This is a genomic window from Pseudomonas lalucatii (genome assembly GCF_018398425.1).
Lineage (GTDB): Bacteria > Pseudomonadota > Gammaproteobacteria > Pseudomonadales > Pseudomonadaceae > Aquipseudomonas > Aquipseudomonas lalucatii.
In genome coordinates, this window is the sequence record NZ_JADPMV010000001.1 from 1,785,169 (window position 1) to 1,809,475 (window position 24,307).

The following is a 24,307-nucleotide window of genomic DNA, read 5'->3' on the forward strand; positions in this document are numbered from 1 at the left end:
CGCCCACCTCGGTGGTCGGGCTATTTTCACAAAAGGGCTCCTGACATGACTGCCGTACAACTGATCGTTGGCCTGGGTAATCCCGGCCCCGAATACGACCAGACCCGGCACAATGCAGGGGCCCTTTTCGTTGAGCGCCTGGCCAGCAGCCAGGGCGTCAACCTGAGCGTCGATCGCAAATATTTCGGCCTGGTGGGCAAGTTCAGTCACCAGGGCCGCGACGTTCGCCTGCTGATCCCCACCACCTACATGAACCGCAGCGGCCAGGCCGTGGCGGCACTGGCGAAGTTCTTCCGCATCGCGCCGGAAGCGATTCTGGTGGCTCACGACGAACTCGACATGCCCCCCGGCGTCGCCAAACTCAAACTGGGTGGCGGACACGGCGGGCACAACGGGCTGCGCGACATCATCGCCCAGCTCGGCAATCAGAATAACTTCTACCGCCTGCGGCTCGGCATCGGCCACCCGGGGCACAGCAGCATGGTCTCCGGCTACGTGCTCGGCCGCGCCCCGCGCAGCGAGCAGGAGCTGCTCGATACCAGCATCGATTTCGCCCTCGGCGTGCTGCCGCAAATGCTCGCCGGCGACTGGTCCAAGGCGATGCAACAGCTGCACAGCCAGAAAGCCTGACCCCTCTCCACCGACTTCACCTCCGCGAGGAACACACCATGGGATTCAACTGCGGCATCGTCGGCCTGCCCAACGTCGGCAAGTCCACCCTGTTCAATGCCCTGACCAAAGCCGGGATCAGCGCGGAGAACTTCCCCTTCTGCACCATCGAGCCGAACAGCGGCATCGTGCCCATGCCCGACGCCCGCCTGGACGCCCTGGCGGCCATCGTCAAGCCGGAGCGGGTGATCCCCACCACCATGGAGTTCGTCGACATCGCCGGCCTGGTCGCCGGCGCCTCCAAGGGTGAAGGCCTGGGCAACAAGTTCCTCGCCAACATCCGCGAGACCGACGCCATCGCCCACGTGGTGCGCTGCTTCCAGGACGACAACGTGATCCACGTGGCCAACACCGTCGACCCCAAGCGCGACATCGAGATCATCGAGCTGGAACTGATCTTCGCCGACCTCGACAGCTGCGAGAAGCAGCTGCAGAAGGTCCAGCGCAACGCCAAGGGCGGCGACAAGGAAGCCGTGGCGCAGAAGGCGCTGCTGGAGAAGCTGATCCCCCACTTCAGCGAAGGCAAGCCGGCCCGCACCCTGCTCAAGACCCTGGGCGCCGACGAGAAGCAGCTGGTCAGGGGCTTCCACCTGCTCACCAGCAAGCCGGTGATGTACATCGCCAACGTCGCCGAGGACGGCTTCGACAACAACCCGCTGCTCGACGTGGTCAACGCCATCGCCGCCGAGGAAGGCGCCATCGTCGTCCCTGTGTGCAACAAGATCGAGGCGGAGATCGCCGAACTGGAAGACGGCGAGGAGAAGGAGATGTTCCTCGAGTCCCTGGGCCTGGAAGAACCCGGGCTCAACCGCGTGATCCGCGCCGGCTACAAGCTGCTCAACCTGCAGACCTACTTCACCGCCGGGGTCAAGGAAGTGCGCGCCTGGACCGTACGCATCGGCGCCACCGCCCCGCAGGCCGCCGCCGTGATCCACACCGACTTCGAGAAGGGCTTCATCCGCGCCGAGGTCATCGGCTACGACGACTTCATCCAGTACAAGGGCGAAGCCGGTGCCAAGGAAGCCGGCAAGTGGCGCCTGGAAGGCAAGGAATACATCGTCAAGGATGGCGACGTCATGCACTTCCGCTTCAACGTCTAAGCGCTTGATCGCGCGCATTAATTTCCGCCAAACAGGGTTGACAGCCAGCCCTCGGACGCGAATAATGCGCGCCACTCGGCTACATAGCTCAGTTGGTTAGAGCGCAGCATTCATAATGCTGATGTCCCAGGTTCAAGTCCCGGTGTAGCCACCATATAAAACAAAGGGTTAGCTTCGGCTAACCCTTTGTCATTTCTGGGGTAGTGACTACAAAGTGACTACACCATGTCTACGCCGCCTCCCTGCCTGTCTTCACCTGCGCGACTAAGCGTTCGCTTTTCAGAGCCCAGATCTTAGGTGCTGCATAGCCCACAACGAACGATAGCGCCCAAATGCGAGCGAAGGTTGCTGGCGACTCATGCAGCATGCCGATGAAGTAGAGGCCGAAAACGAACCCTAGTACCCCACCGACATAGACCCTCATCCCTATCCATGCTCCTCTGGACTCTTGCATTTCCGGGGAAGCGATCTGGAGGTCATCAAGGACCCTTGGCGGGGCATCGTGATCAATAGTCGCCATAATTGACTGAACAATGCTGCCCATCACCGCACCGAACGTGCAGGCAGCCAGCAAAGCAATGTCGAAAACAGTAAAGCCGAGCAAACTGAACTCCATTTCTTAAGCCCTCAAACTGAATAACTAGCTCGCTACACGCAGCGGCTCAATCTCATGCTCAATCTCTTCGCCAGCCTCGGCGTAGGTAGTCGCCAGAGCATACTCAGTCTGTAGGTTCATCCAGAACTGAGCGGACGTGTCGAAGTACCGCCCCAGCCGGATAGCCGTATCAGCGGTGATGCCACGACGCTCCCGCACAATGTCATTGATGGTCGGCGCCGACACATGCAGAGCGCGAGCCAGAGCCGTCGGGGTCATGCCCAGTGGCTCCAAAAACTCTTCGCGCAGCACTTCACCAGGGTGAACGGGGCGCATGCCGTTGATTGCCATGTTGCCACCTCCTCAGTGGTAGTCGACGATCTCTACTTGTGCGGGGCCAGAATCAGTCCAGACAAAGCAGATCCGCCATTGATCGTTGATCCTGATGCTGTGTTGCCCAGCCCGATCCCCATGCAACTGCTCAAGCCGGTTACCCGGTGGAGAACGCAGGTCTCGCAGCTCAACAGCCGCATTCAGCATCGTCAGCTTCCGCGTAGCCACGTTGAGAACGTTGGCCCAGCGTCTGGAGCTCCCTGACTCGAACAGAGCCTGGGTTTCTGCACATCTGAAACTCAGGATCACGCTTTAATCCTTAACGTTAAGCGTTAAATTGATCATACATCCACCCTGTCAACCTGTCACGCACCCAATCTGCGCCAGTGGAGAAAACCTAAGCGCCGACTCCAGATGATCCGGCGACAGGTGCGCATAGCGCATGGTCATGGTGATGGAGGAATGGCCCAGGATGCGCTGCAGGCCGAGGATGTCGCCGCCCGCCATCATGTAGTGACTGGCGAAGGTGTGCCGCAGGATGTGGGTCATCTGGCCGGGCGTGCGGAAACCGCATCGCTCGTAGGCGCTGCGAAACGCCGACCTGCAGGACATGAACAGTCGACCGGAGCCGGGCATGCCGAGCTTGAGGGCTATGTCTTCGACGGCCTTGGGGATCGGCACCGAGCGCGACTGGCGGTTCTTCGTCCGGTGGAAGTGCACCTTGCCCCCGAAGATGGCCGTCCGCCCCAGGCTTTCCGCCTCCTCCCACCGGGCACCCGTGGCCAGGCAGATCAGCGCCACCGGATAGGTGTGATTGTTCGTCGACTTGCGGCACTCATCGAGCAGCTGGCGAACCTGCTCCAGGCTCAGAAAGGACAGCTCGATCTGATCGGTCTTGATCTGACGGATGCTGGCGAGGGGATTCTTGCCCGCCCAGGCGCCAAGGCGGATCAGCTCGGAGAACACGGCCGAGAGATAGCGTTGTTCATGGTTGACGGTGTGCGGTGAGGCTTCCTTCAAGCGCTGCTGGCGATAGCGGGCCCACGCTAACGAATCGAACTCAGATGCCTGCGGATCGCCCAGGCGCTCCACCACTGCCAGGGTCCGCGAGAGGCGGTATTTCTCATCCTTGAGCGAGCAGCCATGCAGGTCATACCAGACCTTTACCAGATCGGAGAGGCGGTCATCCAACGGCCGGCCCGTCTGGTTCAGCGTCGCGAAGAAGTCAGACTCATAGCGCTGTGCGGCTGCCTTGGTGAGAAAGCCCTTCTTGCGGATACGGCGCCCCGTGCGGCCATTCTCATAGAAATCGGCCGTCCAGGTCTTGCCGTCCTTGCGTACCGTCATACCGCCCTGCCCCACCTGACATTACGCTCCTCGAGCAGCGCCTTGATGTGCTTGTACAGGTCGTACTCGCTCATGTCCTTGGCGGCGTAGTGGTCGCGGATGACCGGCCAGCAATCCCACTGCTGGAGGGTTTCAAATGCCTTTTTTGCGCCCACCCGCTCCCTTGCCAGTAGGCTGACGAAGTTTCCCAGGAACAGCTCCACGTTCTTCCCGGAGAAGCCCCGGCTGGTCTTGTGATAGCGCTTGTATTCGGTCTGATCGAGCAGCGAGTCAACCGGCAGATCGACCCGCACGTCATCGCGAATCAGCGTCCAGATCGGCGCGAAATAACCCGGCCGGGCCAACAACTTGAACTGCCCCAGGCCATAGCGCCACAGGCCGTCCAGATGGGCCGAGAACGCCGCATAGGAGCGGGTGTCGATGGCTTCACCGGTCTTGGCGTCGATGGAGCCGCTGGCGAACTGCTGGATGATCGAGTGGTGATAGCGCAGCTCCACCCGCCACACGTCTTGCGCCGGGTCGTAGTTGTCCGGGTCGCCTGCGTCGAAGCTGTCGCGGCGTTTCCAGACGCTTTCCCAGTAGTCGAGCTTGTCCGTGGCGCGGGCCTGTTCGGTCTTGTTGTAGATGGCCAGTTGTATGCCACCGGCCGAACCGAACATGGAGGTTTCCCCACGTCCGTAGACGCTGCTTTTCGTAGCCCAATGGACTTCGTTGATGCCGGAGATGTCGCGGTGGGTGCGCGCCTTGCAGTGCATGCGGGCGACCAGATCGACGGGCGGCGTCCAGCCCTGCAGGTCCAACGCCAGATGGACCGCGCACTGGTTGAGCTCCAGGTGGGTCAGCACGGCGTCGGCGTAGTAGTCCAGGCGCTCTTGCAGACGCTCGGGCGAGAAGGCGTCGATGGCATGGGGCGACACCTCGATTTTCAGGTGGGGGCCGACGTTGTCGAGCTTGGCGTTGAAGTTCTTCACCAAGAGGATGATGCCCAGGTCGGCGTTCTGCAGCTTGTACTGGTAGCCCGAATCGCGCCCTACCCGTCCCGAATGCCAGCGCTGGCCGGCGAAATCGACCATGACGCCCGGCGTCTCAAACAGCGCCATGATCTCCGGACGGATCATGCCCCGGTACAGCTGCCGCACCGTATCGACGCCACAGCGCAGCAGGCGAACGCCTGACAGGTCGACGAAGCCCATATGGCCCGGATCAACGAAAAGACGACTTTTCGAATCCTCCAATCCGGTTTCCAAATCGATACGGGAGAAGTCCTTTGCTCTGGCCATTTCACACCCTTCACTCTGGATTAGTCTGGTCGTTTAGTTCTGTTTATCTGACGTGTTACAGGGACGTCAGCGCGCCCCGGCGCGGCCCGTGTGGCGCGCAGCGTCACCGGCTGCGCCGATACCGCTGCGCGCCCCCTCGACCGCTTGGGGGATCAGTTCTCGCACTGGATCAGGCACCGATACTCCGTCCACCGCCCGGTGGATCGAGGCGGTCAGCAACACCACCAAGTTGGTGGCGCGGAGCTTGGATGAGGTCGAGCGGAACAGGCCTCCCACCACCGGAATGTCCGACAGGAACGGGACCCGGCTGTGCGACTTGTCGATCTGTTCGGAGCGCAGCCCACCGAGCAGCACGCCCCCGCCATCGGGCAACTGCACGCGGGTCGAGAGGCGCCTTGTGTTGGTGATGATGTCGGCGGCGCTGGTGTCGTCCGAGACGCTGGAGGCGGACTGGTTGACCTGCAGTTCGATGGCCCCGGATGGCGTGATGAAGGGGGTGACTTCCAGGGACACGCCTACATCCTGGCGCACGATGGTTTGGAACGGATCGGAAGCTGGGGTCGAACCGCTGGTGGTCTGGCCGGTGATGAAAGGCACGTTTTGGCCGACGACGATGGAAGCGGCCTCGCGGTTGAGGGTGAGCAGCTGCGGGGTGGAGAGGATGCGGTTGTTGCCGGTTACCTTGACGGCCTGGAGGAAGGCCGAGAGCGTGGGCCCGGAGAAGGTCAGGGAGAAACCCAGGTCGGAACGGTCGGAACTGCGCAGGGTGACGCCGGCGGCATCGAGGCGCTTGCTGTCGAGGCCGACATTTAGGCCGAGGTCTTCGAAGTCAGAATCGGCCAGTTCGGCGACCACGGCGGTGATCACCACTTGCCGACGCGGCTTATCGATTTCCGCGAGCACCTGGGCGATCACGTCGAGCTGCTTTGTGGTGGCGGTGACGATGATCGCGTTGGAGGTGGGCGACGGCGTGGCCATGACGCCGCTGGCGGATTGCTCGCTTTGCTCGTTGCGTGATTGCAGCACGTCGCGGATCGACTGATAGGCGAAGTCCGATTGCAGGTGCTGGAGTTGGAAGACCCGGGTGCGCAGGTCGGGCGACTCGGGAATCGCCTGCGAGCTGATCAGGATGCTGCCGCCGCTGGCCGAAAAATGATAGCCGGCACTGGTCACGGCATCTTCCAGCAGGCGCTCCAGCTCGGCCTTGTTGCCGTAGGTGGCGAACACGCTGATGGGTGCCGAGCGGATATCGGAGCCGACCACCACCGGCTTATCCAGGATGTCGGCCGACCACTCGACGAAGTCCTGCAGGGTGGCGTCGTAGAGTTCGACCCGTTCGGCAGCCAGTACGGGCTGTGCGAGCAGGAAGATGGCCGCCAGCCAGGCCAGGACAGAGGGGCTGACCCCGTGTTGTTTGCGTGCGCTCATGGCTTCACCTGTAGATCGAGAGGTAGTCGTCGCCCCGCACCAACAGGGCTTCGCGGGGGCCGCGGTCCTTCACCACCACATCGCGGACGCTGAGGTCTTCGCTGTTGAGCCGGGCGCCATCGGCCTGGCGGAACACGTAGAAGCTTTGCCCGGACAGGCGCCCGTAGCTGGCGATACGCAGGTCGCGGAACTCGTCGGCCAGCTTGCCGGCGGTCTGTTGGCGTTCGGCCTGGGCGGTCGTGGTGACCTTGGGGGCGTTGACCAGGGCGATGCTGGCGAACACCGGGACGCTGATGCATAGAGCACTCAGGGCGCCGAGGAAGAAGCCATTGATGACGCCGAAGCGCTTGAAGAAGATCTTGGTGGTGCGCATGTAGAAGTCCCCATCGCGCGTAGCGGGCGGCAAGGGCCGACGCCAGTAGCCGGGCGGCAGCATCGAGTAGGCGCCCTTGTCGTAGTCCTTGTTGTATTCCTGGGTGGTGTCGTAGAAGTCGTAGAACTCTTCGCCGCGGTAGAACCAGTCGTCGACCTTGGGTGAGTTGAACTTGGGGCCGTACTTGACGATGGCTTGGTGCATCTTCGGCAGCCGGCCCTTGAGCCAGCCGAGGGTGAACACCCGCAGCAGCAGGCCGAAGGGAAACGGCAGCTTCATTCGGTCCCAGCGGTTGATGTAGACGACATGCTCGGCAATCGACTCGCGAATCTGCTTGTCGATGACGTTGACGTTCTGCACGCACAGCCACAGGTCCCAGCGGCGTTTGCGCAGGAACAGGAAGAACTTGAGCAGGTCGGTACGGCCGCCGCTGTTCCAGTCGCGGGAGTTCAGCCAGACGCCGGCCTCGTCGAGGAAGATGCCGCCGAAACGTTCTTCGTCGTAGCTGTCGTGGCCCATGCCCAGGCCGATCAGGTCGTCCGCCGAGGGCAGGTCGGGCAAGCGCACCAGACGCGAATAACGGTTGTCGCGCTGGCACAGCTTGTCCATCTTGACGTCGATGTTCACCGCCACCCGGCGCCGCTGCTTGAGGTAGGCGAGGATGCGCATAACGACGAGTAGCGTTTTGCCGGCACCTAGCTTGCCGGTGACGATGTACACGGCCATGACCAGTGCTCAGGTATGAATGAACTGCTCGGAAAGCCGGTGAATCCAGAAGAACACCAGCGATTTGATCTTGGCGATGACCAAGAGCGAGATGCAGAACGACAGGTTGGACGGGATGAACATGCGGCCGACTTCGAAGTAGCTGTTGGCGCCATGGCCGAGGACTTCGCCCAGTAGCTCGACCACCGCTTCGACCAGCACATTGACCGCCAGATGGATGGCCGCGACGATCAGAAAGAAGATGGCGATCTTCTTGAAGAACTGGGCGATGAAGGCCAGTACCGGCCCGATGATCGGGCCGATGAAGCCCACCAGGAACTGCCCCAGGCGGCCGAACAGGTTGGGAAAGAACTTCTTGAGAAAGCCGATGATCCAGCTCATCTAGAAGCCTCCCTTGTTGGCTTTGGCGTCTTCCAGACGCAGCCCGGCATAGAGAATCTTCCAGAAGCCGACGATAGTGATCATCCACACCAGGTATTCGAGCAGCGGCTTGAGCCGGGTCAGTTCGCAGACCGGCAGTTCGAGGGCGCTGTAGTACTCGCCGAGGTTGAACTCGATGGCGTAGGCGTTGCAGCCGTAGGCCGACGGCAGCACGTCATTGAGAAAGTCCAGGGAGGCGACCACGTAGCCGTCCGGGTCGAACATGCCGCCCTGGCCGGCCACCAGCTCGGGAATGGTGTCCTCCAGGGCTTCTTGCGCCTCGCTGTCGCGCTCGCCGACGAGTTGTTCGGTCTGCTCGCCGATCATGCCGCCGAGTTGTTCGCCCAAGCCCTGGGCCTCGCTGCCGATGGCGTCGCCGTTGCCATCGCCGGAGCCGTCGTAGTCGTCGCCGAGCAGTTCGTCCAGCTGCTCACCGATACCGCCGAGCAGATCGGTGATGCCGCCGAGCAAGGAATTGGTCTTGTCGATCTTGGCGCCGAGCTTGTCGCCCAGTTGGTCGAGCCCTTCGTTGGTGGCGCCCTGATCACCGTCCTGGGCTCCGGGATTGCCGGTGCTGCCCGGTGCCTTGGGGTCGTTGTTCTCGTTGCCGTCTGCGTTGCCGCCATTCTTCGGGTGATCGGGCGAGTCCTGGGGAATCTGCTGAGTCGGGTTCTTCGGGTCGAAGCAGACTTGTTCGCCGTTGGCATAGCCGCAGTTGCGGGTTTCCTGATTGGCCGGATAGCAGCCCCAAGTGCCGTTGAAGTAGCCGCAGCCGGATTCGGTTTCGAAGCAGCCCTGCTGGCCGTTGAAAGTGCCGCAGCCGGATTCTTGATCTTGGAAGCAGTAGGTAGAGCCACCGCCGGTGACGCAGTTTTCCGGGGCTTGGCCCGGGTCGGACGGCAACGGCGCACAGGTATCGGCAGTGCACTCGGGCGAGCCGGATACAGCGGGATCACCCGATGGTGAATAGCGGGTTACGCAAATGGAGGTGGAAATATCGCAATTGGTTTTGCCATTGGGCGCCGAGACGTACTCGCAGCCATCGCTGTTGACGGTATCCGGGCAGGAAAAAACCTTGAGTGCCTCGTTGTAGGTACATTCCTGAGCGCTGTAGATATCTGGCGCGGTGGAGCAGTTGACAGGTACTTGGGGCTCCTCACAAACACCCGTGGAGGGGTTCATTACATAATCTGATGGGTCACAGGTATCCCCCGTGCGATAGATATTAAATGTGCTGGGATGACTGCCATTGGGATAGGTGCAGTAACCAGAGGTGGGCGAAGTCAAGACATAGCCATAAACGGTGGGGTCAGCGTTGCCGCCAAGGCGATTACACACGACGGCAGGGCTGGAACCCGATCTGCCGAAGTAGCTGTTGACCCACACGTAACTAGCCGCCTGGGCGGCGGGAACCAGCAGAAAGAGTTGCCCCCACCCCATCAGGGTGAGGGCCAGTAACAGGCGGATAGCCGCGCGCATCTATCCGCCTCCCCGTTACGCGCCAGCGGCCGAGAACACGCGGCCGGCCAGTTTGAACAGGGCGATGGCGCCGCGGATCACGCCGAACAGGATGGCGCCCGCCGCGACCAGGGTGCCGAAGGCAGTGGCCAGGTCGGTGAACACGTCGAGCATTTCCTGTGGCACGGTGATCGCCGCCTGAGCGGCGCCGGTAGTGGCCATGAGGGCGCCAGTGGCGACGATGGCAGCGACCTTGCCGCCCCGTGCTTGACCGACACGGGTAGCGGTGCTGCCGTTGCTGCGGCCGATGGCGTCGGCCAGTTGGGTCTGTTGCATAGGAAAAGTCCTCAGTTGGTTGATGCGTCGATCACTTCTTTCCAGCCGAGCCGGAAAGTGCCCCAGGCGACGCCCAGGCCCAGGGCTCCCACAAACAGCCCAGCGATAACGAGGTATTGCCCCCAGGTGAAAGCCATAGCCCGTTACCTCTGGTGCCCGTGGATGAGGCCCAGGGCGGCCAGATAGACCAAACCCTGGATGAACTGGAGGGCCCACAGGTCGCCGAGCGTGACGTTGACCAGGTAGCTCTCGATCGAGCCCATGGTTGAATCCCCCCTTATTCGTTGCCCGGCTCTGCCTGGTTTGCCACCGGTTGGCTGGCGTCCAGGCAGTCAGGGCAGATGGCGTAGTCGGGCGCCGTGCGGAAGTCGCTTAACCGCTCGCGCTGTTCGGCTGGCAGGTTGTGCAGCTGGCCCATGGGAGCCAGGCACAGGTCGCAAAGCACACGGTCGACGATCAGCACGGCGCGGCCCTCCCTGTCAGCTCTTGGCGGCGTCAGGCGTTGGCTGTTGAGCCGGGCGCGGGGAAGGTTGCGGTTGCTGGCGGGCGGCGGGCTTGTCGTCCACGGCCTCCAGGTGCAGGGCGAGATTTTTGCCCTTGTTCTGCCCGCCGCGGGCTACGTCGAAGGTGATGCGCACCTTCTGCAGCGGGTCGAACTGGGCGCCGGCGGCGAAAACTTCATCGGCCACGTCTTCGGCGATGGCCATGCCGATGATGGAAAGACCGTGCTCGCTTTTGCCGTCCGGTTCATCGCCATAGAAAATCTTGGCGTATTTGGCGTCATCGACCTGGGTCATCTGAGTGCCGAGAAATGCAACTTCCATCGTTGAACGTGCCATTGGTATTTCCTCGCTGAGTTGCGCGTTATTGCGCGGGTTTGCCTTTCAGCAGGCCGAGCGATCCCGAGCAGATGAACTGATGAAGTTCGCTATCTGCCAGGTGTGGCGCGGCTTGCAGGGGGTTATGTGTACCTAGTTATACGCGATCAATTAGCCGAAAATTCACGCTTAAAAAAACATCAAGTTGAGGTGATAAGTCCGAAACACACTGTTTTAGTGAGGCGGCCCACCGTTCCGAACTTCAACATCGCTCATGTTCAACCCTTGTGATCGGCGCATGGATGCGCAACCCGAGTTGCCTGGGACAGATACCCACCGGCTGCGCCCGTGGATATCTATCAGCCCTCGACCCCACACGTGGGGCCCCACTCGGGCCTTGGGCAAAGCGGGTTTGCACCTGGGAAGAGGGAGAAGCAAAAGCGCGCCAAGGCTCAGGTTTAACGAACCAGCAGGCCAGCCACTCGCGCCACAGGTAGCGGGTAATGCCGTGGCCGACGATATAGGCAGCCGGCGCCAGGAAGATGAGCAGGGCGATCTGTTCAGAAGTCATAGAAGAGATCCACTGGCGGCAGCGATGGAATGGGTGGGCCGCTGTCCTGCACAACGCGCCAGTACTTCGGGGGCTGGAGCGGTGGCGTGTGTTTCTCGCAGATATAGGCCGGTGTCACTGCCCAGTCCGAGAGCAGGACTTTCCAGGCACCAGCTACGAAGCCCATCTTGATGGCGCGCATCGGCAGCGCAGAGGCGCGGCGGCACAGGGCGCATGGTGTGGATGGGCAAGGATCGGGCCTGGCCATTTCGGCCTTGGACCAGCAGACAGAGCAGGCGCAGTCCGCGGAGTGTTCGAGTCGCATGGCTCATACCAACCCCCTCAGTATGGTGATGCGGAAGTGCTCCCGGGCGTGTTCCTGGGCGAGCATCGAGGTCAGCGGGTCGTGAGCGACCACAGCAGATACCGCCAGATCGATAAAGCGATGACACTCGCGGCGGGACGCACCCCGAAAGCAGCGCTGCCAGCGTTTCTGATGGGTTGCCCCATGGAAGCTGGCGACCTCGACGACGCATGGCACGCTACTCATCTGCGTAATCCCCGGCGCAGAAGATGGTTTTGCCCTTCTCCAGGTCGCGGCGGATGCGGTGCAGGTTGATCACGCGGCGGCGGCCGATCTTCACGGTGGGGATGGCTTGCGACTCCACCCAGCCACGCACCACGTCCTGGGTGACGTCTTCAATGCCGAGCATTTCGGCGAAAACCAGCTGGGAGCAAAAAGGCGAATCACGAAAGTCGGTGATGCGCTCTGCGTTTCCCTGTGCGTTGAACCCCACTACTCCAGACTGTTCCATGTGAAAGCCCCTATAATCCGGCGAAATGGCTGTGCCCTTCACGGCAAATATGTACTAGATACACATGTACATAGTACCCAAACGGCTCAGAGTGTACATAGAACATTCATGGCATTTTTTAATGAGCGAAGGCATTTCTGATAGAGGACTTCTACTTCTCGAACGCGCAAGCTTGAAAGAGCTGGCGGAAAGCGGGGGGACGGAATACGTCCGCTGGCAAAACATCAAACGGGGCAAAGCAAGGATAGGAGCCAACGAGATCGAGATTCTCGGCCGTGTATTCCCACGCTATCGGTGGTGGCTGATTACAGGCGAGGTCATGCCAGAGAATGACCAAACAAGCCCGGACTACGACGAGGCCAACCGAAACTTGATCGGTCGAAACGCGGGATAGCAATCACAACGGAAGTGACTAGACGCTGGTACGCCCGGAAGGTGGAGAGATCGAGTGAAAGATAGCTTTGAAAATATCCGGGCCGAGCGCGAGGCGCCTTCCCTCAGGCGCCAGCAGCCAAACCAGTACGCGGGGCTCTGGAAGCAGATCGCCCTGGGCATCATCGTCGGCGGTAGCGTACTGAGCCTGATCGGCACCCTGCTCTGGCTGATTTCGGTAGGCGCACTGCTGGGCGGCATGACCATAGCCTTGCCCCGCCCCTAGGCAGGCACACGAATAGCGGTATTTCCGAAGGAGCGGAGCAACATCATGAAGCAAGCACTTATCGCCTTACTCATCCTGGCAGCGCCCGCTTTTGCAGATGAGGAAAAGCCAGTCGCTACCCAGGCGGCAGAAGCCGCCACCCCCTACGTGGAAGCCTTCAGCAAAAGCGTAAGCAGAACCCTCGCTGAGGTCATGGCCGGCGGCAAAGGCCCGATGGCCGAAGGTGCGCGCGCCAACCTCAAGATGCAGGATCAGCGTGAGCGCGAAGCCAATCGCGGCACCCGCAAGAGCATGAAGGAGTGCATCAAGCCTGGAAGCGTCATTGACGATGACGTGAAGGAGTGCATTGAAGGACTACGCGAGAAGACGTGGTAACCCTACCTAGCTAAAAACCGTGGTCTGCCCCCATATATTCCCATGAAGGAATGCATCAAACCTGGGAACGCCATTGATGATGATGTGAAAGAATGTATGGAAGGAACAAAAAACAAGGCACGGCAGGAAATACTAGAATTATATTAGGATGAAAGTATGAGCAGCCCGAAAGAGTCGGAAGTATCTGAAAAACTTATAGATTATTTGATAGGGACTATTGACGGCTTTGAAATGGAAAGCCTGATATCTAGGCTGCTTGGAATAAGGCATGGAGAAGGTTTTGAGTGTCTCGGTGGGAGGAAGGATGGTGGCGCTGATGGAATGTTTGTAGGCATTTACCAACAGCGGAACGAACACTACGTACAAATTAGCAAGGAAAGCGGAGCGGAAAAAAAGATTGAGAGAACAGTTAAGCGCTTAAGAGAGGTCGGTCGAAATCCAAAAGCGATAACGTACTGGACGAATATTTCGATACCTACGCGAGACATTATAGAAGAAAAACTAACTGAGTCACTAAGCGTGACTGTAAGGATCAGGGAAAAACTATCTCTCGCTCAATTGATCAACGAAAATGATGATTCAAGGCGGTTATTTAGGGAGATGTTTGCAAGAGAGATTGCAGAACTTTCAAAACAAAAGGCTGCTAGCGAGGGGAAGAAGTTAGGATTCACGAGCGACCCAACAGTCTATACGTTCCTGAAGTTTGAGGTGGGTGATAGGCACAAAAGGGATAATCTTACAGAGCCGGTCGCAGATGCAATGATTTACTGGGCTCTCAGAGAGACTGACCCTGATAAAAATACACTACTGTCCAGAGGCGAACTTAAGAAGAAAATAGCAGCTGCTTTGCCCGGCGCTCAAAACATGATTATTCCAAACATAGATCATAGATTAGAGCAGTTGTGTAGGCGAGGAGCAGAGACTCCTAGGGTTCGTTATTATAGAACTCAAGATGCATATTGTTTGCCTTATGAAATGAGACTGGAGATTGCTGAAGAAAGCATTGCCGACATTGAGCTAACCGAGTTCGTAAGAAAATCGTTAGAGGATAGCGCAAGAGAACGCGGGGCAGATGGTAAAAGTAGGCTTATTGCAGATATAGCAATTTCAGTTATCTACCAACATTTCTTTGAGCAAGGGTTGGTCTTAGCCGCCTTTTTGGAGAAAAGGCTAGAGTCTATATCGTCACAAGAGCAGGTTGTTGAGACTGAATTAATGAGGTCTCTTGATGCTGAGGCAATATCTCCAAAGCTATATGGTGTTGCCCTTAATGTTCTGAGGTCGTTTTTCTATTCGCCAAGCGAACGCCAGGTTTTATTTCAGAAAAAATTAAGTCGCACCTCTCTTTTGCTGATTTCGCTCAAGCATTCACCGCAATTGCTCGAGTATTTTAATGGTATGACTGGCAAGTTTAGGCTTTTTATTGGCACTGATATAATAGTTAAAGCGCTTTCAGAGTACTACCTTGGAGGGGAGTCTAAAACCTTAACTAATCTCCTATCTGTTGCGCGAGCAGCAGGTGCGCAGTTGATATTGACCGAACCAGTCGTTGAGGAGGTTTACACTCACCTTAATGCGGTGAATCAAGAGTTTAAGAATCATTATGCAGCAAGAGAGCAATTTATAACTCCGAGCATTGCCTCGCAAAGTCAGCGAATACTGATCAGGGCATACTTTTATACAAAATCTATCGGAAAGACCCGGAGCTGGAGTAGTTATTTAGGGACGTTTGTAGATTTCCTTCTGTTGAACTCTCGGAACATTGAGGCTCAAGCGCAGCTGCAGGCTTTTTTAGTTAAATACTTTGGATTTTTGTTCTTGTCTCGAGAGGAGCTCGAAAAGGGAGTCGTGCTTGATAATGTTAACAAGCTAGCTGGGTCGCTACAAAATAGAGATCCAGAAAAAAACGCTGCCTTGGCACAGAATGATGCTCTTTTGGCTTATGCAGTATATGCTCAGCGCAAATTGAATAATGAAGTTGCCAAGTATGATGGCTACGGCCTTTCCACTTGGTGGCTAACCAAGGAAATAAGAATACTTTCTTATACTGCTGATTTGGTTAGGTCCAACGGTACGCCTTATGTTATGAGGCCAGAGTTCTTGCTTAATTATCTGTCCTTGTCGCCAAAGGCTAATCTAACTGACGAAGCGCGGCAATTACTTCCGACTCATGTGGGGTTGCAGTTGGGACAGCATCTGCCTGATGCGCAGATGGAGAAGCTTCTTTCCGCTGTTGAGGAATGGCAGGAACTTCCCCAAGAACGTATTGAAATACAGATGAGTGTTTTTGCAGACAAGCTAAAGCATGATCGCCTAAAAAGGTATACAACCGAGCTTGATATGAGCGATTTTGATATTTTTAATCAAGAGCTAAGTGCTCTTAAAGAAAGCCTTAGGCTTGAGGGGAAAAGTTAGAAAAAGTGGCTACATCGGCTTATTTTTCTGGAATAGAGTCGTCTAGCCAGCATAGGGGAGCGCTGTAGGTCCCGATTTATGGGGCTTTCTGGCCTAGTGGGACGGTTCGTAGCGGATTCATAAACCCAAGCTTCAGTAACGCGTAAGCCAGCTCCAATTAGCGTTAAGGAAGCTCTGAAAAAGCCCTGAATTTGCGAAGCGACCACCCTGTAGCCCGCATGGTTGCTGGGGCGTATTTTTCGAAGGCTGACTTTTTCAGACCATCCTTAATGGGCAGGGCCGGCAGACAGGCTCTGCACCAGTTCGGGGTAGTCATTGCGGGTGTTGTTGACCTCTGTGCTGACCGGGTGGGCGATAAGGTCAATCCGAGCCTGGGCCACCGCTTCGCCAACTTGTTCAGCCGATAGATTGTCCGACAGCCACAGGTCGAACTGTTCCGGGGCCAGGACAACGGGCATGCGGTTGTGGATGGCGTGGATGGTCGGTGCCGCTTCGGTGGTGAGCAGCGCGCAAGACAGGACTTGTCGATCATCCGGCCCCTGCCAGGTGGACCACAGCGCGGCGAAGGCCAGCATCGAGTCATCAGGGGCATGGATGTAGTACGGCTGCTTTACCTTGCGTCCGCTCGGGCTGAGTGCCTGCTGTTGAGCGTTCCACTCGTACCAGCCCTGGGCAGGCATCAGGCAGCGCTTAGTGCGGTAGCTGTGCCGCCACATGGGCTTTTCGGCCGCTTCTTCACTGCAGGCATTGAAGGTCAGGGTCGGCAGGCTGGGCTTCTTCCACCACCCCGGAATCAGCCCCCAGCGAGCCGGCACGACCTCGGGCGATCCGTCTTCATTGTTCAGGACGATGGGTACCGTCATGGTCGGGGCTACATTGTAGATACGCTGAACCCACCGCCCGGAGTTGCGCGCGCCGATATGCCAATAGCGCTCCATGGCTGATTCATCGGGGCTGACGTATCGACCGCACATGGGCACCTCTTGGGCTCAATCCGGGGTGACTACATCGGCCTGTTTTTCTGGAAAGCTCTGTTTTGGCGAGGGCCGAGGTAGGCTGAAAGCCCCGTTTTATGGGCTTTCCTGGGGCAGAGTGTAGCCGCTCAGGTGATTCATAATGCTGATGTCCCAGGTTCAAGTCCCGGTGTAGCCACCATACAAATCAAAGGGTTAGCGAAAGCTAGCCCTTTGTCGTTTCTGGCTCCAGACTACATTCCAACTACCGGGCTGTTTTCTAGGAGCTCCAGGGGTCTACCAGCTCCACGCCAAGCGACTCGAAATGACGGATGTTGCGCGTAGCCACTAGCGCATCATGCAGCCGGCCGATGACTGCAATCGAGTGGCGAGCCGTGGCGCCGACGCTGCCGTTCGTCGGCCTCATCGTTCAAAAAATGAACAAAGCGCATTTGCGCCGCTCAGAGAGTAGCCAGTCGACGGCGGCGGCATTCGCCTCGCCTTCCAGCGAACCAGGAGCTTTTTTCTCACGGGCCAGTGCCATGTGCGGGGGAGCCTTTACCTTTGAAAGAGGAAATCGAATGATGGAGAGCAGTTCATTCGCCAGTTTTTTCTGCATTTGAGGTTTCGTCACCGAACCCGAAAGCCGCACTGGAGACGTTTCTTCACTGCAAACGTAAAAACACCTGAACCATAACGCCCTGACTACATGGTTCAGCTGATCTAGAAAGAGGCCCCCATGGATTTCAACGTTCTTACTGCATTTCTCGAGCAGAAATCGACCATGGAGTTTATGCGCCTAGGGATAGTGTATGCGCACCTGATCGCCTGCTGTGTCGCCATCGGCATGGTGTTGACCAGCGATTTCGCAATGATCAAAGAGTTGTTCAAGGGCGGGAAGTCCCACCTGCAGGACAGCCAGCACATGGAAAGCCTGCAGAAGTCGGTTTCCGCGGCACTGGCGGTACTCTGGGTCAGCGGTATCGCCATCATCTGGCTCGATATCAACGCCAACGGCCTGTCCTACCTGCTCAACCCCAAGCTGCAGGCCAAGATTGCCATCGTGATGCTGCTGACCTTCAACGGCATGCTGCTGCACGGCCTGGTGTTGCCCGCCCTGCAGAAGGCCGGCTCGCTGCTCGAGCTGAAGTTCAGCATGCGCATGTTCGCCCTGTTCGCCGGTGCCCTGTCGGGGGTTTCCTGGTTCTACGCGGCGATGCTGGGGGTCGGTCGCCCGCTGTCCTGGAAATACTCGCTGGTCGAGATCCTCGCCGCCTATCCGGTGCTGATCGTCGGCGGTTTCCTCGCGATGGTGCTGCTCACCCAGTGGGCGAAGCAGCGCGAAGAGCACGGCGACCTCGCTCTGGCCCCCGCCTATCGCAACCCCGCACTGGCGGCCGGCTGAATCGTCCTGCTGGTGACCGATACCTAGCTCGCCAGCCTGGACCAGACGCCCTCGCACGCCAAGCCGTGCGAGGGCGTCTTGCTTTGTACCTGTCGCCGACGCCGCCCTATTGCACTCGATCCGCCCGCGCCCGGCCCGCAGTCCGGCGCCCGGGCCGCGCGCGCCGAGGTCAGCTTGGCCGATGCCGCAGTGTCGAGCGCAGCACACGCCCCCCTATTGAGTCAGCGAATCGGCCAGGGCCCGCAGCAGCGCCGCGCCATCGCCCTTCCAGGCGCTGCCGTGCATGCAGGCCAGGGTGGTGGGCTGGGCGCTCGCCAGGTGTTCGAGCAAGGCACGGGCGTTGCGGGTGTGCGAGAAGTAGTCCAGTTCATGCCGGTAGGCCTCGCTGGGCCCCAGGATGTCCAACTCCGTGACGGGCGGGAGATCACAGCCGCCCTGGGTGAACAGGTCGCCGCAGAACAGCGTGCCGGTGCGCTCCTCGGCGATAAAGCCGCATTCCCAGGCGTGGGGCAGGTGCGGGGCATCGAACCAGCGCACCACACGTGCGCCCAGTTCGAGGCGCTCGCCGTCGGCCATGGCCCGCGGTCGGCGGTCGGCCAGGTCCTCGATCGACACCATGGCGGCGATCGTCCCGCACAGGGGCACGGACTGCGGCGCGGCAGCCAGCCACTCGTTGAGCGAACCGCATTCGTCCGACTCCACATGGGAGAAGGCGATATAGCGCAGGCGCTCGACCGGCAGGATGCTGGCGACGGCCTCGCGTACCAGGGGAAACATCTTGCGCGGGCCGGTGTGGAACAGCAGGGGCTCGTCGTCGACGATCAGGTACTGGTTGAACGAGAAGCCGCCGGCGCCCGGGATCACCAGCGGCGTGTTGATGCGATAGATGCCGTCGGCCACCTCATGCACATTGGTGCCCGACTGGTTGTTGGTAACGCTCATGCCGCCCTCCTCGCTTCGCCAGTGAAGATCCGCGCCGCATCGCTCGACTACAGGTATACCGAAACGCCTGCGGCTGTCGCCGAGCACGCCGCGGCCCCTGGGCCAGCACCACGGGCCAATCGCAGGCGTGTGCCCCGGACCACCTTAGTCGTCCACCGCGAGGGCGCACCGTGCAGGCGCCCTCCGCGCTCATCCCCACTGCCGGCCGAGCGCCGCCAGTCCCGCACGCTGCAGGTCATCCGGGCTCATGACGATGCGGAACTTGCAGTTGGCCTGGAAGTTGAGGAAGAACGGTTCCGCAATAGCCGGCACCGCCGAGGGCTCCGGCACCTCGATCACGAAGACGCCGGCCCGGGTGCCGTCCTGCTCGGTGAAGTAGGCGGCCTCCGGCTTGATGGTGGCGAGGATGCGGGCGATGACCTCGCCACAGGTGCCGTTTCTGACGAGCGCATTGAACGGCTCATGGGGGAACTCCACCGAGAGCAACATTTTCATTCGATGACTTCCTTCTACAAAGGCGGCATTCGAAGGCGGTGCCGCTTGCGCCCTGCTGCGAACCTGCCGAGCGACTCGCCGGCCGGCGGGGCGCGAGCGGGGAACGCTGGCGTTGCCACCGGAACCCATGAGCCTGAACCGCCACACCGCAGCCAAGCGAACGGCACTGCGCCTCATGCCGCCCAGGTGGCGGAGACGATCAGCGCCGGCATGCCGAACTCGACGGCCGCCTGCTTGCACCGGGTCACGGCCAGCATGTCCTCGTTCGGATCGCGGCCCACCATGCGCCCCGACGCCCCGACCCGGGCCGCGGCAGCGCAGGCCAGCACGCCGGTGGCGCAGGCAACATCCAGCACCAGCTGTGCCGACGCCCTCCGCCGCGTCCAGCACCAGCGGGGCCCACTGCTGGAACAGGGCCGGGACGAACAGGGCTTCGGACACGTCGGCCGGGGAACCGCCTGGTTGCCGGGTCATAGGCCTCCTCCCTGCTGGTCGCGCGGCGCGGCGAGCACAGCTGGACACACGCGAACTCACTCTACAAGTAGAGACCAGCAGCCGCGTTCGCGCGCCCGCCATGGCGGCCCTGCTCGCCTTGCCCTAGACAAAGTTGTTCTATGGCCAGCCCGGCTCATCAGGAGTGGATATTTATCGCCTCAGCCGGCCGCGGGGCGCGGCCGCCGAACCACCCACGCCGGGATGCGCCGCGGTCAGCGCTTGGGCGCCAGCTGCGTGCCCAGCAGCAGGCCGCCGAAGATCAGCCCGCCACCCAGCCAGTGATAGGCCTGCAGGCCTTCACCCAACAGCAACCAGCCGAGCACGGCGGTGAACACCGGCATCAGGTAGTTGGACAGCGCCGCCTTGGCCGCACCGAGCACCCGCACCCCGTGGTTCCAGGCCAGATAGGCGAGCAACGAGGCGAACACCGCCGTGTAGCCGATGGCGCCGAGGGTGCCAGGGGTGGCCGTGAAGCGTCCACCCTGGGCCAGCTCGTAGAGGTAGAACGGCAGGATCAGCGGCAGGCCCAGCAGCATCAGGGCGCCGAGCAGCGCCAGCGGAGGGATCGGCAGCAGATAGCGGGCCCAGCGCCGCAGCAGCAGGGAGTACAGCGCCCAGTCGACCACCGCCAGCAGCATGATCAGGTCGCCCGGGTTGAACGACAGCGCGGCCAGGGTCGCCAGGCTCCCCTGGCCAATCAGCACCAACAGGCCGATCGCCGCCAGGCCCATGCCCCACCAGGCGCGCGGCGCCGGCCACTCGCCGAGCAGCAGGCCGGCGCCGATGAAGGTCATCAGCGGCAGGCAGGTGTTGACCAGGGTGATGTTGATCGCCACGGTGGTCTGCGCCGCGCTGTACAGCAGCGAATTGTAGGCGGCGATGCCCAGGCCGCCGAGCACCAGCAGGCGCCAGCCGGCCTGGCACAGGGCCGAGCGATGGCGCCACAGCGGCAGCGCCGCGAAGGGCAGCAACAGGGCCAGGGCCAGGGTCCAGCGCCAGAATGACAGGGCGAAGGGCGGAATCTCGTCGCTGAAAGCGCGCGCCACCAGGGCATTGCCCGACCAGCAGAGCACCGCCAGCAACAAGCCCAGCACGGCCATGCCACGTGAACCGCTCATCGCGCTCAGCCCTGAGCCTGCGGACGCAGGCGGTACTGCGGCGGCAGCTGCTGGAGACCACCGACGGTGACCTCGAGGTTCTTCCAGCGGCCGTCCTTGATGCCGTAGATGCAGCCGTGCACCGCCAGCTCCTGGCCGCGATGCCAGGCGTTCTGCACGATGGTGGTGTGACTGACGTTGGCCACCTGCTGGATCACGTTGAGCTCGCACAGGCGATCGACCCGGGCCTCCTCGCCCGGCAGTTGCGCCAGGTGCTCGCGGTGCTCGTAGTAGAGATCGCGGATCGACCGCAGCCAGCCATCGATCAGGCCGTACTGCGTATCCTGCATCGAGGCGCGTACGCCGCCGCAGCCATAGTGGCCGGTGACCAGGATGTGTTTGACCTTGAGCACGTCGACCGCGTACTGGATCACCGACAGGCAGTTGAGGTCGGTATGCAGCACCACGTTGGCGACGTTGCGGTGCACGAACAGGTCGCCCGGCAGCAGGCCGACGATCTCGTTGGCCGGCACCCGCGCATCCGAGCAGCCGATCCACAGGTATTCGGGGACCTGCTGACGCGCCAGCTTGGCGAAGAATTCCGGGTCCTCCCGGGTGATCGCCTCGGCCCAGCGGGCGTTGTTGTCGAAGAGGTGCTGTAGATCGCTCATGCCGTCTGTTCCGCGAGGTGCCGGTGCGCACCATAGGGCGCGCACGAAGCCTTTGGCAAGCCGGCGGTGCCGGCTCAGGCCGCTGCCGGGCCGGCGCGCGCCCAACCAGCAGAGCGCCAGCACCAGGGCCAGCAACAGCAGGCTGGCGCCCCATTGCAGCGGGCCGGCGTAGCGGTACAGCGCGGCGGGATGCAGGCTCGGCTCGCGCAGCAGGCGCTGCTCGGCCGCCGCGCCGCGCACCGGGATGTCGGCCAGGCCATCGCCATCCAGGTCGGGCAGGCCGCGCACATGGTCGAGCAGGGCCTGCCACTCCTTGTACTCCTGAATCCCCAGTGTCGTCGGGTCGCTGTCGATGATCGCCGCCTCGAGGTCGGCCAGCGGGCGCCCCCGGGCGTCCTTGGGCTGCACCCTGAGCAGGCCCTTGCTCAGGTCGCCTACCAGCCAGGTGAAACTGCCGACGTAGCTGGTGGCACCGATGCTGTAGAGGCGCGCGTCGTTCAGGTCCAGGGGCCGGTAGCCGCGCTGCGGGTCACCCAGCTCGATGCGACTGACCCGGTCGAACGGCACCCGCAGAGGGTTGTAGGCGAAACGCAGGCCGGACAGACGCGGGTAGTAGCTACGGCTGTCGCGCAGCTGGTAGGCCAGCAGCAGCACCTCCAGCAGGTTCTTCAGCTCCCGCCCCGTGACATACACCTTGAGCAGCGGATAGCCCGGGGCATCGTCGAACTGGCCGATGCCCAAGGGGGCGATGCGAAACAGGTCGGAAACGCTCTGCACGCCATGACGGCCACGGCTCAGGTCGTCGCGGATGGTGCCGTTGCCGGTGAAGGCCACGTCGCTGCCGGTGGCCTGGCGCAACGCATCGGTGACCAGGTTGCCCAGCACCGGATCGGCGAAGTCGCGGGTCAGGCGGCGCTCGACCCTGGCCAGCGGCTGGTCGAAGGCGAAGCCCCTGGGCGCCAGCATGCGCTCGCCGACCACCCGCTTGAAGTCCTCGACCCGTGCGGTGATGACCGTATCGCCGGCGATACGGTCGTCGATCGGGTGCAGCCGATAATCGACCAATTGCGCCCGACCGTCATCGTCCAGGCGCATGCGCAGTTCGCCGAGATGCTGGATCTCCGAGCCGGCCTGCATCACCGGGGTGCGTCCGTTCACCAGCAGCGGCCGGGCCAGGGCGGTGTGCGAGTGGCCACCGACCACCAGGTCGATGCCCGGCACCTGCTCGACCAGCTCCACCTCCTCGCCGCGCCAGCTGCCATCGGCCTGCTCGGTCACCCCCATATGCGAGAGCAGGATGACCACCTCGACGCCCTCCTCCTCGCGCAGTTTCCTGACCATGGCGTGGGCGCTGGCCACCGGATCGGCGAAGCGCAGCGGCTTGAGCATGGGGCTGACCGCCACCGCGTTGTTGCCGAGCAGGCCGAACAGGCCGAAACGGATGCCGCCCTTGTCGATCACCTTGTAGGGCAGGATGCGCCCGGCGTCGTAGTGCGCCTGCAGGCTGTCGTCTTCCGGCCGTTCGGGGTCGAAGCCCAGGTTGCTCGCCAGCAGCGGCACCAGCGCGGTCCCCTCGGCCCGGTGCGCCGCGGTGATCATCGCCGCCAGACCGGCTGGACGAAAATCGAACTCATGGTTGCCCAGGGTCGCGGCGTCGTAGCCCAGTTCGCTGAGCAGGCGCAGTTCGCCGCCCAGCTCGCGGCTGAGGGTATGGAACAGCGTGCCCATGCTGAAGTCGCCGCCGTCCAGCAGCAGCACCGGCTGCTCGCCGGCGGCCGCACGGCGCGCCGCGACCAGGCTGGCCAGGCGGGCGACGCCGCCGACCGTGTCGTCGTCATGGGTGGTGGCCGGGCTGTACTCGTTGTTGGGGCCGAAGCCGAGCAGGCGCGACTGCCAGTCGTTGGTGTGCAGTATGGTGAAACTGCGCTCGGCGGCGGGGGCCAGGCCCGCCAGCAGCAGGCAACAGGCGGCGATCCAGGGGCGAAGCAGAGGCATCGGGGCTCCTCGAACATAGGGGTCAGGCGGCGGCGGACCGAGCGCTGGGGCGGCAGTATCCAGCAAGTTCGCCACGGGAACAGCGACGGATCGGGCCGCCGTCACTCGCCGATCGAGTCAGCGCCGCGCAGGGGATAACGGAATCTTTCGCCGCCGCCGGCGTCAACCCTAAGTAACCTCTGCAGAGGAAGCACCCAGATGCCTGCAACGCCCCCCGCCGACGCCTCGCACAAGCCCAGACGCGTAGCGCTCGAGCAGGACGACGCCCTGGACGACGTGGCGGATGACGACGAGCCGGAACACGAGCTGATCGAGGAGTTCGAACGCAGCCAGCGCCGGGAAGCCGGTCTGAGCGAAGACGCCCCGCCCGGGCATGGCCCGGACAAGGACGACGCCGACCTGGAGGACCTGATCCACGAGGATGGCGCCCGCTCGCCCTACGAGGAAGGCGGCGAACTGCCGGCCGACCACGACCTGAGCATCCTCGACGAGGACGACAACGACTTCGGCCTGGAGGAGGACGAGCGCCCGCCGCGCCGCTGATCGCCCGGGGTTCTG

30 protein-coding genes, 1 tRNA gene and 1 pseudogene are annotated in these 24,307 nt (G+C 61.3%); 9 read left to right on the forward strand and 23 right to left on the reverse strand.

Annotation, left to right across the window (positions count from 1 at the left end; genetic code table 11):
- Positions 1-45 precede the first annotated feature (45 nt).
- The 3 genes from pth (at position 46) to I0D00_RS08120 (ending at position 1,923) form a co-directional block, all read left to right on the forward strand.
- Positions 46-630, forward strand: a complete 585-nt coding sequence (gene pth / locus I0D00_RS08110) for an aminoacyl-tRNA hydrolase (protein ID WP_213639221.1) — start codon at positions 46-48, stop codon at positions 628-630.
- Positions 631-668: 38 nt separating this feature from the next.
- Complete coding sequence (gene ychF / locus I0D00_RS08115) at positions 669-1,769, forward strand: redox-regulated ATPase YchF (RefSeq protein ID WP_213639222.1); 1,101 nt, start codon at positions 669-671, stop codon at positions 1,767-1,769.
- Positions 1,770-1,846: 77 nt separating this feature from the next.
- A tRNA-Met gene (locus tag I0D00_RS08120) sits at positions 1,847-1,923 on the forward strand.
- Positions 1,924-1,998: 75 nt separating this feature from the next.
- On the opposite strand, the gene I0D00_RS08125 is transcribed toward I0D00_RS08120, so the two are convergent.
- The 15 genes from I0D00_RS08125 to I0D00_RS08190 form a co-directional block, all read right to left on the reverse strand.
- The gene (locus I0D00_RS08125) at positions 1,999-2,385 is read right to left on the reverse strand and encodes a hypothetical protein (RefSeq protein ID WP_213639223.1); all 387 of its coding nucleotides are present in this window, start codon (positions 2,383-2,385) and stop codon (positions 1,999-2,001) included.
- A gap of 24 nt (positions 2,386-2,409) precedes the next feature.
- On the reverse strand, positions 2,410-2,715 hold the full coding sequence (locus tag I0D00_RS08130) for a HigA family addiction module antitoxin (RefSeq protein WP_213639224.1): 306 nt from the start codon (positions 2,713-2,715) through the stop codon (positions 2,410-2,412).
- Between the two features lie 12 nt (positions 2,716-2,727).
- Positions 2,728-3,006 (reverse strand): type II toxin-antitoxin system RelE/ParE family toxin, encoded by a 279-nt coding sequence (locus I0D00_RS08135; RefSeq protein ID WP_213639225.1) that lies wholly within the window; start codon positions 3,004-3,006, stop codon positions 2,728-2,730.
- Between the two features lie 48 nt (positions 3,007-3,054).
- Positions 3,055-4,044: a phage integrase gene (locus tag I0D00_RS08140; RefSeq protein ID WP_213639226.1), complete on the reverse strand. Its 990-nt coding sequence runs from the start codon at positions 4,042-4,044 to the stop codon at positions 3,055-3,057.
- Positions 4,041-5,324 (reverse strand): hypothetical protein, encoded by a 1,284-nt coding sequence (locus tag I0D00_RS08145; protein WP_213639227.1) that lies wholly within the window; start codon positions 5,322-5,324, stop codon positions 4,041-4,043. The genes I0D00_RS08140 and I0D00_RS08145 overlap by 4 nt, the downstream gene beginning before the upstream one ends.
- A gap of 66 nt (positions 5,325-5,390) precedes the next feature.
- Positions 5,391-6,752 carry a secretin N-terminal domain-containing protein gene (locus I0D00_RS08150; protein WP_213639228.1) on the reverse strand — a complete coding sequence of 454 codons (1,362 nt, stop codon included), beginning with the start codon at positions 6,750-6,752 and terminating at the stop codon, positions 5,391-5,393.
- A 4-nt stretch (positions 6,753-6,756) separates the two neighbouring features.
- On the reverse strand, positions 6,757-7,851 hold the full coding sequence (locus I0D00_RS08155; RefSeq protein ID WP_213639229.1) for a zonular occludens toxin domain-containing protein: 1,095 nt from the start codon (positions 7,849-7,851) through the stop codon (positions 6,757-6,759).
- 9 nt (positions 7,852-7,860) lie between these two features.
- Positions 7,861-8,232, reverse strand: coding sequence for a hypothetical protein (locus I0D00_RS08160; protein WP_213639230.1), 372 nt, complete (start codon positions 8,230-8,232; stop codon positions 7,861-7,863).
- Entirely contained in the window at positions 8,233-9,750 is a 1,518-nt protein-coding gene (locus I0D00_RS08165) for a hypothetical protein (RefSeq protein WP_213639231.1), read from the reverse strand.
- A 15-nt stretch (positions 9,751-9,765) separates the two neighbouring features.
- Positions 9,766-10,065 carry a hypothetical protein gene (locus tag I0D00_RS08170; protein WP_213639232.1) on the reverse strand — a complete coding sequence of 100 codons (300 nt, stop codon included), beginning with the start codon at positions 10,063-10,065 and terminating at the stop codon, positions 9,766-9,768.
- A gap of 11 nt (positions 10,066-10,076) precedes the next feature.
- Positions 10,077-10,202, reverse strand: coding sequence for a hypothetical protein (locus I0D00_RS21665; RefSeq protein WP_274611224.1), 126 nt, complete (start codon positions 10,200-10,202; stop codon positions 10,077-10,079).
- 140 nt (positions 10,203-10,342) lie between these two features.
- Positions 10,343-10,528 (reverse strand): hypothetical protein, encoded by a 186-nt coding sequence (locus I0D00_RS08175; protein ID WP_213639233.1) that lies wholly within the window; start codon positions 10,526-10,528, stop codon positions 10,343-10,345.
- A 16-nt stretch (positions 10,529-10,544) separates the two neighbouring features.
- Positions 10,545-10,904 (reverse strand): hypothetical protein, encoded by a 360-nt coding sequence (locus tag I0D00_RS08180; protein WP_213639234.1) that lies wholly within the window; start codon positions 10,902-10,904, stop codon positions 10,545-10,547.
- 539 nt (positions 10,905-11,443) lie between these two features.
- Entirely contained in the window at positions 11,444-11,758 is a 315-nt protein-coding gene (pflM, locus tag I0D00_RS08185) for a lysogeny maintenance protein PflM (RefSeq protein ID WP_213639235.1), read from the reverse strand.
- Between the two features lie 217 nt (positions 11,759-11,975).
- Positions 11,976-12,248, reverse strand: coding sequence for a MerR family transcriptional regulator (locus I0D00_RS08190; protein WP_208708425.1), 273 nt, complete (start codon positions 12,246-12,248; stop codon positions 11,976-11,978).
- Between the two features lie 121 nt (positions 12,249-12,369).
- Between I0D00_RS08190 and I0D00_RS08195 the strand changes: the two genes are divergently transcribed.
- The 4 genes from I0D00_RS08195 to I0D00_RS08210 all read left to right on the forward strand — a co-directional run bounded on the left by I0D00_RS08195 (position 12,370) and on the right by I0D00_RS08210 (position 15,696).
- On the forward strand, positions 12,370-12,642 hold the full coding sequence (locus I0D00_RS08195) for a DNA-binding protein (protein WP_213639236.1): 273 nt from the start codon (positions 12,370-12,372) through the stop codon (positions 12,640-12,642).
- A gap of 54 nt (positions 12,643-12,696) precedes the next feature.
- The gene (locus I0D00_RS08200) at positions 12,697-12,906 is read left to right on the forward strand and encodes a hypothetical protein (protein WP_213639237.1); all 210 of its coding nucleotides are present in this window, start codon (positions 12,697-12,699) and stop codon (positions 12,904-12,906) included.
- Positions 12,907-12,951: 45 nt separating this feature from the next.
- The gene (locus tag I0D00_RS08205; RefSeq protein ID WP_213639238.1) at positions 12,952-13,281 is read left to right on the forward strand and encodes a hypothetical protein; all 330 of its coding nucleotides are present in this window, start codon (positions 12,952-12,954) and stop codon (positions 13,279-13,281) included.
- A 156-nt stretch (positions 13,282-13,437) separates the two neighbouring features.
- Positions 13,438-15,696 carry a hypothetical protein gene (locus I0D00_RS08210; protein ID WP_213639239.1) on the forward strand — a complete coding sequence of 753 codons (2,259 nt, stop codon included), beginning with the start codon at positions 13,438-13,440 and terminating at the stop codon, positions 15,694-15,696.
- A 266-nt stretch (positions 15,697-15,962) separates the two neighbouring features.
- Here I0D00_RS08210 and I0D00_RS08215 read toward each other — a convergent pair whose 3' ends face one another.
- Entirely contained in the window at positions 15,963-16,670 is a 708-nt protein-coding gene (locus I0D00_RS08215) for an SOS response-associated peptidase (RefSeq protein ID WP_213639240.1), read from the reverse strand.
- Between the two features lie 409 nt (positions 16,671-17,079).
- The gene (locus I0D00_RS08220) at positions 17,080-17,268 is read right to left on the reverse strand and encodes a hypothetical protein (RefSeq protein ID WP_213639241.1); all 189 of its coding nucleotides are present in this window, start codon (positions 17,266-17,268) and stop codon (positions 17,080-17,082) included.
- Positions 17,269-17,388: 120 nt separating this feature from the next.
- Between I0D00_RS08220 and I0D00_RS08225 the strand changes: the two genes are divergently transcribed.
- A complete protein-coding gene (locus I0D00_RS08225) occupies positions 17,389-18,054 on the forward strand; it encodes a hypothetical protein (protein ID WP_213639242.1) in 666 nt (221 codons plus the stop codon).
- Positions 18,055-18,267: 213 nt separating this feature from the next.
- Here I0D00_RS08225 and I0D00_RS08230 read toward each other — a convergent pair whose 3' ends face one another.
- From I0D00_RS08230 to I0D00_RS08255, 6 genes and pseudogenes are all read right to left on the reverse strand, one after another.
- Positions 18,268-18,996 carry an oxygen-binding di-iron domain-containing protein gene (locus I0D00_RS08230; protein WP_213639243.1) on the reverse strand — a complete coding sequence of 243 codons (729 nt, stop codon included), beginning with the start codon at positions 18,994-18,996 and terminating at the stop codon, positions 18,268-18,270.
- 189 nt (positions 18,997-19,185) lie between these two features.
- Entirely contained in the window at positions 19,186-19,491 is a 306-nt protein-coding gene (locus I0D00_RS08235) for a panthothenate synthetase (protein ID WP_213639244.1), read from the reverse strand.
- Positions 19,492-19,664: 173 nt separating this feature from the next.
- A complete protein-coding gene (locus I0D00_RS08240; protein ID WP_213639245.1) occupies positions 19,665-19,847 on the reverse strand; it encodes a methyltransferase domain-containing protein in 183 nt (60 codons plus the stop codon).
- A gap of 351 nt (positions 19,848-20,198) precedes the next feature.
- On the reverse strand, positions 20,199-21,104 hold the full coding sequence (locus tag I0D00_RS08245) for a DMT family transporter (RefSeq protein WP_213639246.1): 906 nt from the start codon (positions 21,102-21,104) through the stop codon (positions 20,199-20,201).
- A gap of 5 nt (positions 21,105-21,109) precedes the next feature.
- A complete protein-coding gene (gene can, locus I0D00_RS08250) occupies positions 21,110-21,754 on the reverse strand; it encodes a carbonate dehydratase (protein ID WP_213640253.1) in 645 nt (214 codons plus the stop codon).
- A 468-nt stretch (positions 21,755-22,222) separates the two neighbouring features.
- Positions 22,223-23,749 (reverse strand): annotated as a pseudogene (locus I0D00_RS08255) (bifunctional metallophosphatase/5'-nucleotidase); the annotation flags it as partial.
- Positions 23,750-23,947: 198 nt separating this feature from the next.
- On the opposite strand from I0D00_RS08255, the gene I0D00_RS08260 reads away from it, so the two are divergent.
- Positions 23,948-24,292 (forward strand): hypothetical protein, encoded by a 345-nt coding sequence (locus tag I0D00_RS08260; protein WP_213639247.1) that lies wholly within the window; start codon positions 23,948-23,950, stop codon positions 24,290-24,292.
- The last annotated feature ends 15 nt before the right edge of the window (positions 24,293-24,307 follow it).

Excerpts from the sequence above, each read along its gene's own strand:
- I0D00_RS08145 (WP_213639227.1), bottom strand. The coding sequence starts at position 5,324 with ATGGCCAGAGCAAAGGACTTCTCCCGTATCGATTTGGAAACCGGATTG.
- I0D00_RS08205 (WP_213639238.1), top strand. The coding sequence starts at position 12,952 with ATGAAGCAAGCACTTATCGCCTTACTCATCCTGGCAGCGCCCGCTTTT.
- I0D00_RS08165 (WP_213639231.1), bottom strand. The coding sequence starts at position 9,750 with ATGCGCGCGGCTATCCGCCTGTTACTGGCCCTCACCCTGATGGGGTGG.
- I0D00_RS08215 (WP_213639240.1), bottom strand. The coding sequence starts at position 16,670 with ATGTGCGGTCGATACGTCAGCCCCGATGAATCAGCCATGGAGCGCTAT.
- pth (WP_213639221.1), top strand. The coding sequence starts at position 46 with ATGACTGCCGTACAACTGATCGTTGGCCTGGGTAATCCCGGCCCCGAA.
- I0D00_RS08210 (WP_213639239.1), top strand. The coding sequence starts at position 13,438 with ATGAGCAGCCCGAAAGAGTCGGAAGTATCTGAAAAACTTATAGATTAT.
- I0D00_RS08195 (WP_213639236.1), top strand. The coding sequence starts at position 12,370 with ATGAGCGAAGGCATTTCTGATAGAGGACTTCTACTTCTCGAACGCGCA.
- I0D00_RS08225 (WP_213639242.1), top strand. The coding sequence starts at position 17,389 with ATGGATTTCAACGTTCTTACTGCATTTCTCGAGCAGAAATCGACCATG.
- I0D00_RS08150 (WP_213639228.1), bottom strand. The coding sequence starts at position 6,752 with ATGAGCGCACGCAAACAACACGGGGTCAGCCCCTCTGTCCTGGCCTGG.
- I0D00_RS08130 (WP_213639224.1), bottom strand. The coding sequence starts at position 2,715 with ATGGCAATCAACGGCATGCGCCCCGTTCACCCTGGTGAAGTGCTGCGC.
- I0D00_RS08260 (WP_213639247.1), top strand. The coding sequence starts at position 23,948 with ATGCCTGCAACGCCCCCCGCCGACGCCTCGCACAAGCCCAGACGCGTA.
- can (WP_213640253.1), bottom strand. The coding sequence starts at position 21,754 with ATGAGCGATCTACAGCACCTCTTCGACAACAACGCCCGCTGGGCCGAG.
- I0D00_RS08235 (WP_213639244.1), bottom strand. The coding sequence starts at position 19,491 with ATGAAAATGTTGCTCTCGGTGGAGTTCCCCCATGAGCCGTTCAATGCG.
- I0D00_RS08155 (WP_213639229.1), bottom strand. The coding sequence starts at position 7,851 with ATGGCCGTGTACATCGTCACCGGCAAGCTAGGTGCCGGCAAAACGCTA.
- I0D00_RS08170 (WP_213639232.1), bottom strand. The coding sequence starts at position 10,065 with ATGCAACAGACCCAACTGGCCGACGCCATCGGCCGCAGCAACGGCAGC.
- ychF (WP_213639222.1), top strand. The coding sequence starts at position 669 with ATGGGATTCAACTGCGGCATCGTCGGCCTGCCCAACGTCGGCAAGTCC.
- I0D00_RS08245 (WP_213639246.1), bottom strand. The coding sequence starts at position 21,104 with ATGAGCGGTTCACGTGGCATGGCCGTGCTGGGCTTGTTGCTGGCGGTG.
- I0D00_RS08230 (WP_213639243.1), bottom strand. The coding sequence starts at position 18,996 with ATGAGCGTTACCAACAACCAGTCGGGCACCAATGTGCATGAGGTGGCC.
- I0D00_RS08180 (WP_213639234.1), bottom strand. The coding sequence starts at position 10,904 with ATGGCACGTTCAACGATGGAAGTTGCATTTCTCGGCACTCAGATGACC.
- I0D00_RS08190 (WP_208708425.1), bottom strand. The coding sequence starts at position 12,248 with ATGGAACAGTCTGGAGTAGTGGGGTTCAACGCACAGGGAAACGCAGAG.
- I0D00_RS21665 (WP_274611224.1), bottom strand. The coding sequence starts at position 10,202 with ATGGCTTTCACCTGGGGGCAATACCTCGTTATCGCTGGGCTGTTTGTG.
- I0D00_RS08140 (WP_213639226.1), bottom strand. The coding sequence starts at position 4,044 with ATGACGGTACGCAAGGACGGCAAGACCTGGACGGCCGATTTCTATGAG.
- I0D00_RS08125 (WP_213639223.1), bottom strand. The coding sequence starts at position 2,385 with ATGGAGTTCAGTTTGCTCGGCTTTACTGTTTTCGACATTGCTTTGCTG.
- pflM (WP_213639235.1), bottom strand. The coding sequence starts at position 11,758 with ATGCGACTCGAACACTCCGCGGACTGCGCCTGCTCTGTCTGCTGGTCC.
- I0D00_RS08220 (WP_213639241.1), bottom strand. The coding sequence starts at position 17,268 with ATGCAGAAAAAACTGGCGAATGAACTGCTCTCCATCATTCGATTTCCT.
- I0D00_RS08160 (WP_213639230.1), bottom strand. The coding sequence starts at position 8,232 with ATGAGCTGGATCATCGGCTTTCTCAAGAAGTTCTTTCCCAACCTGTTC.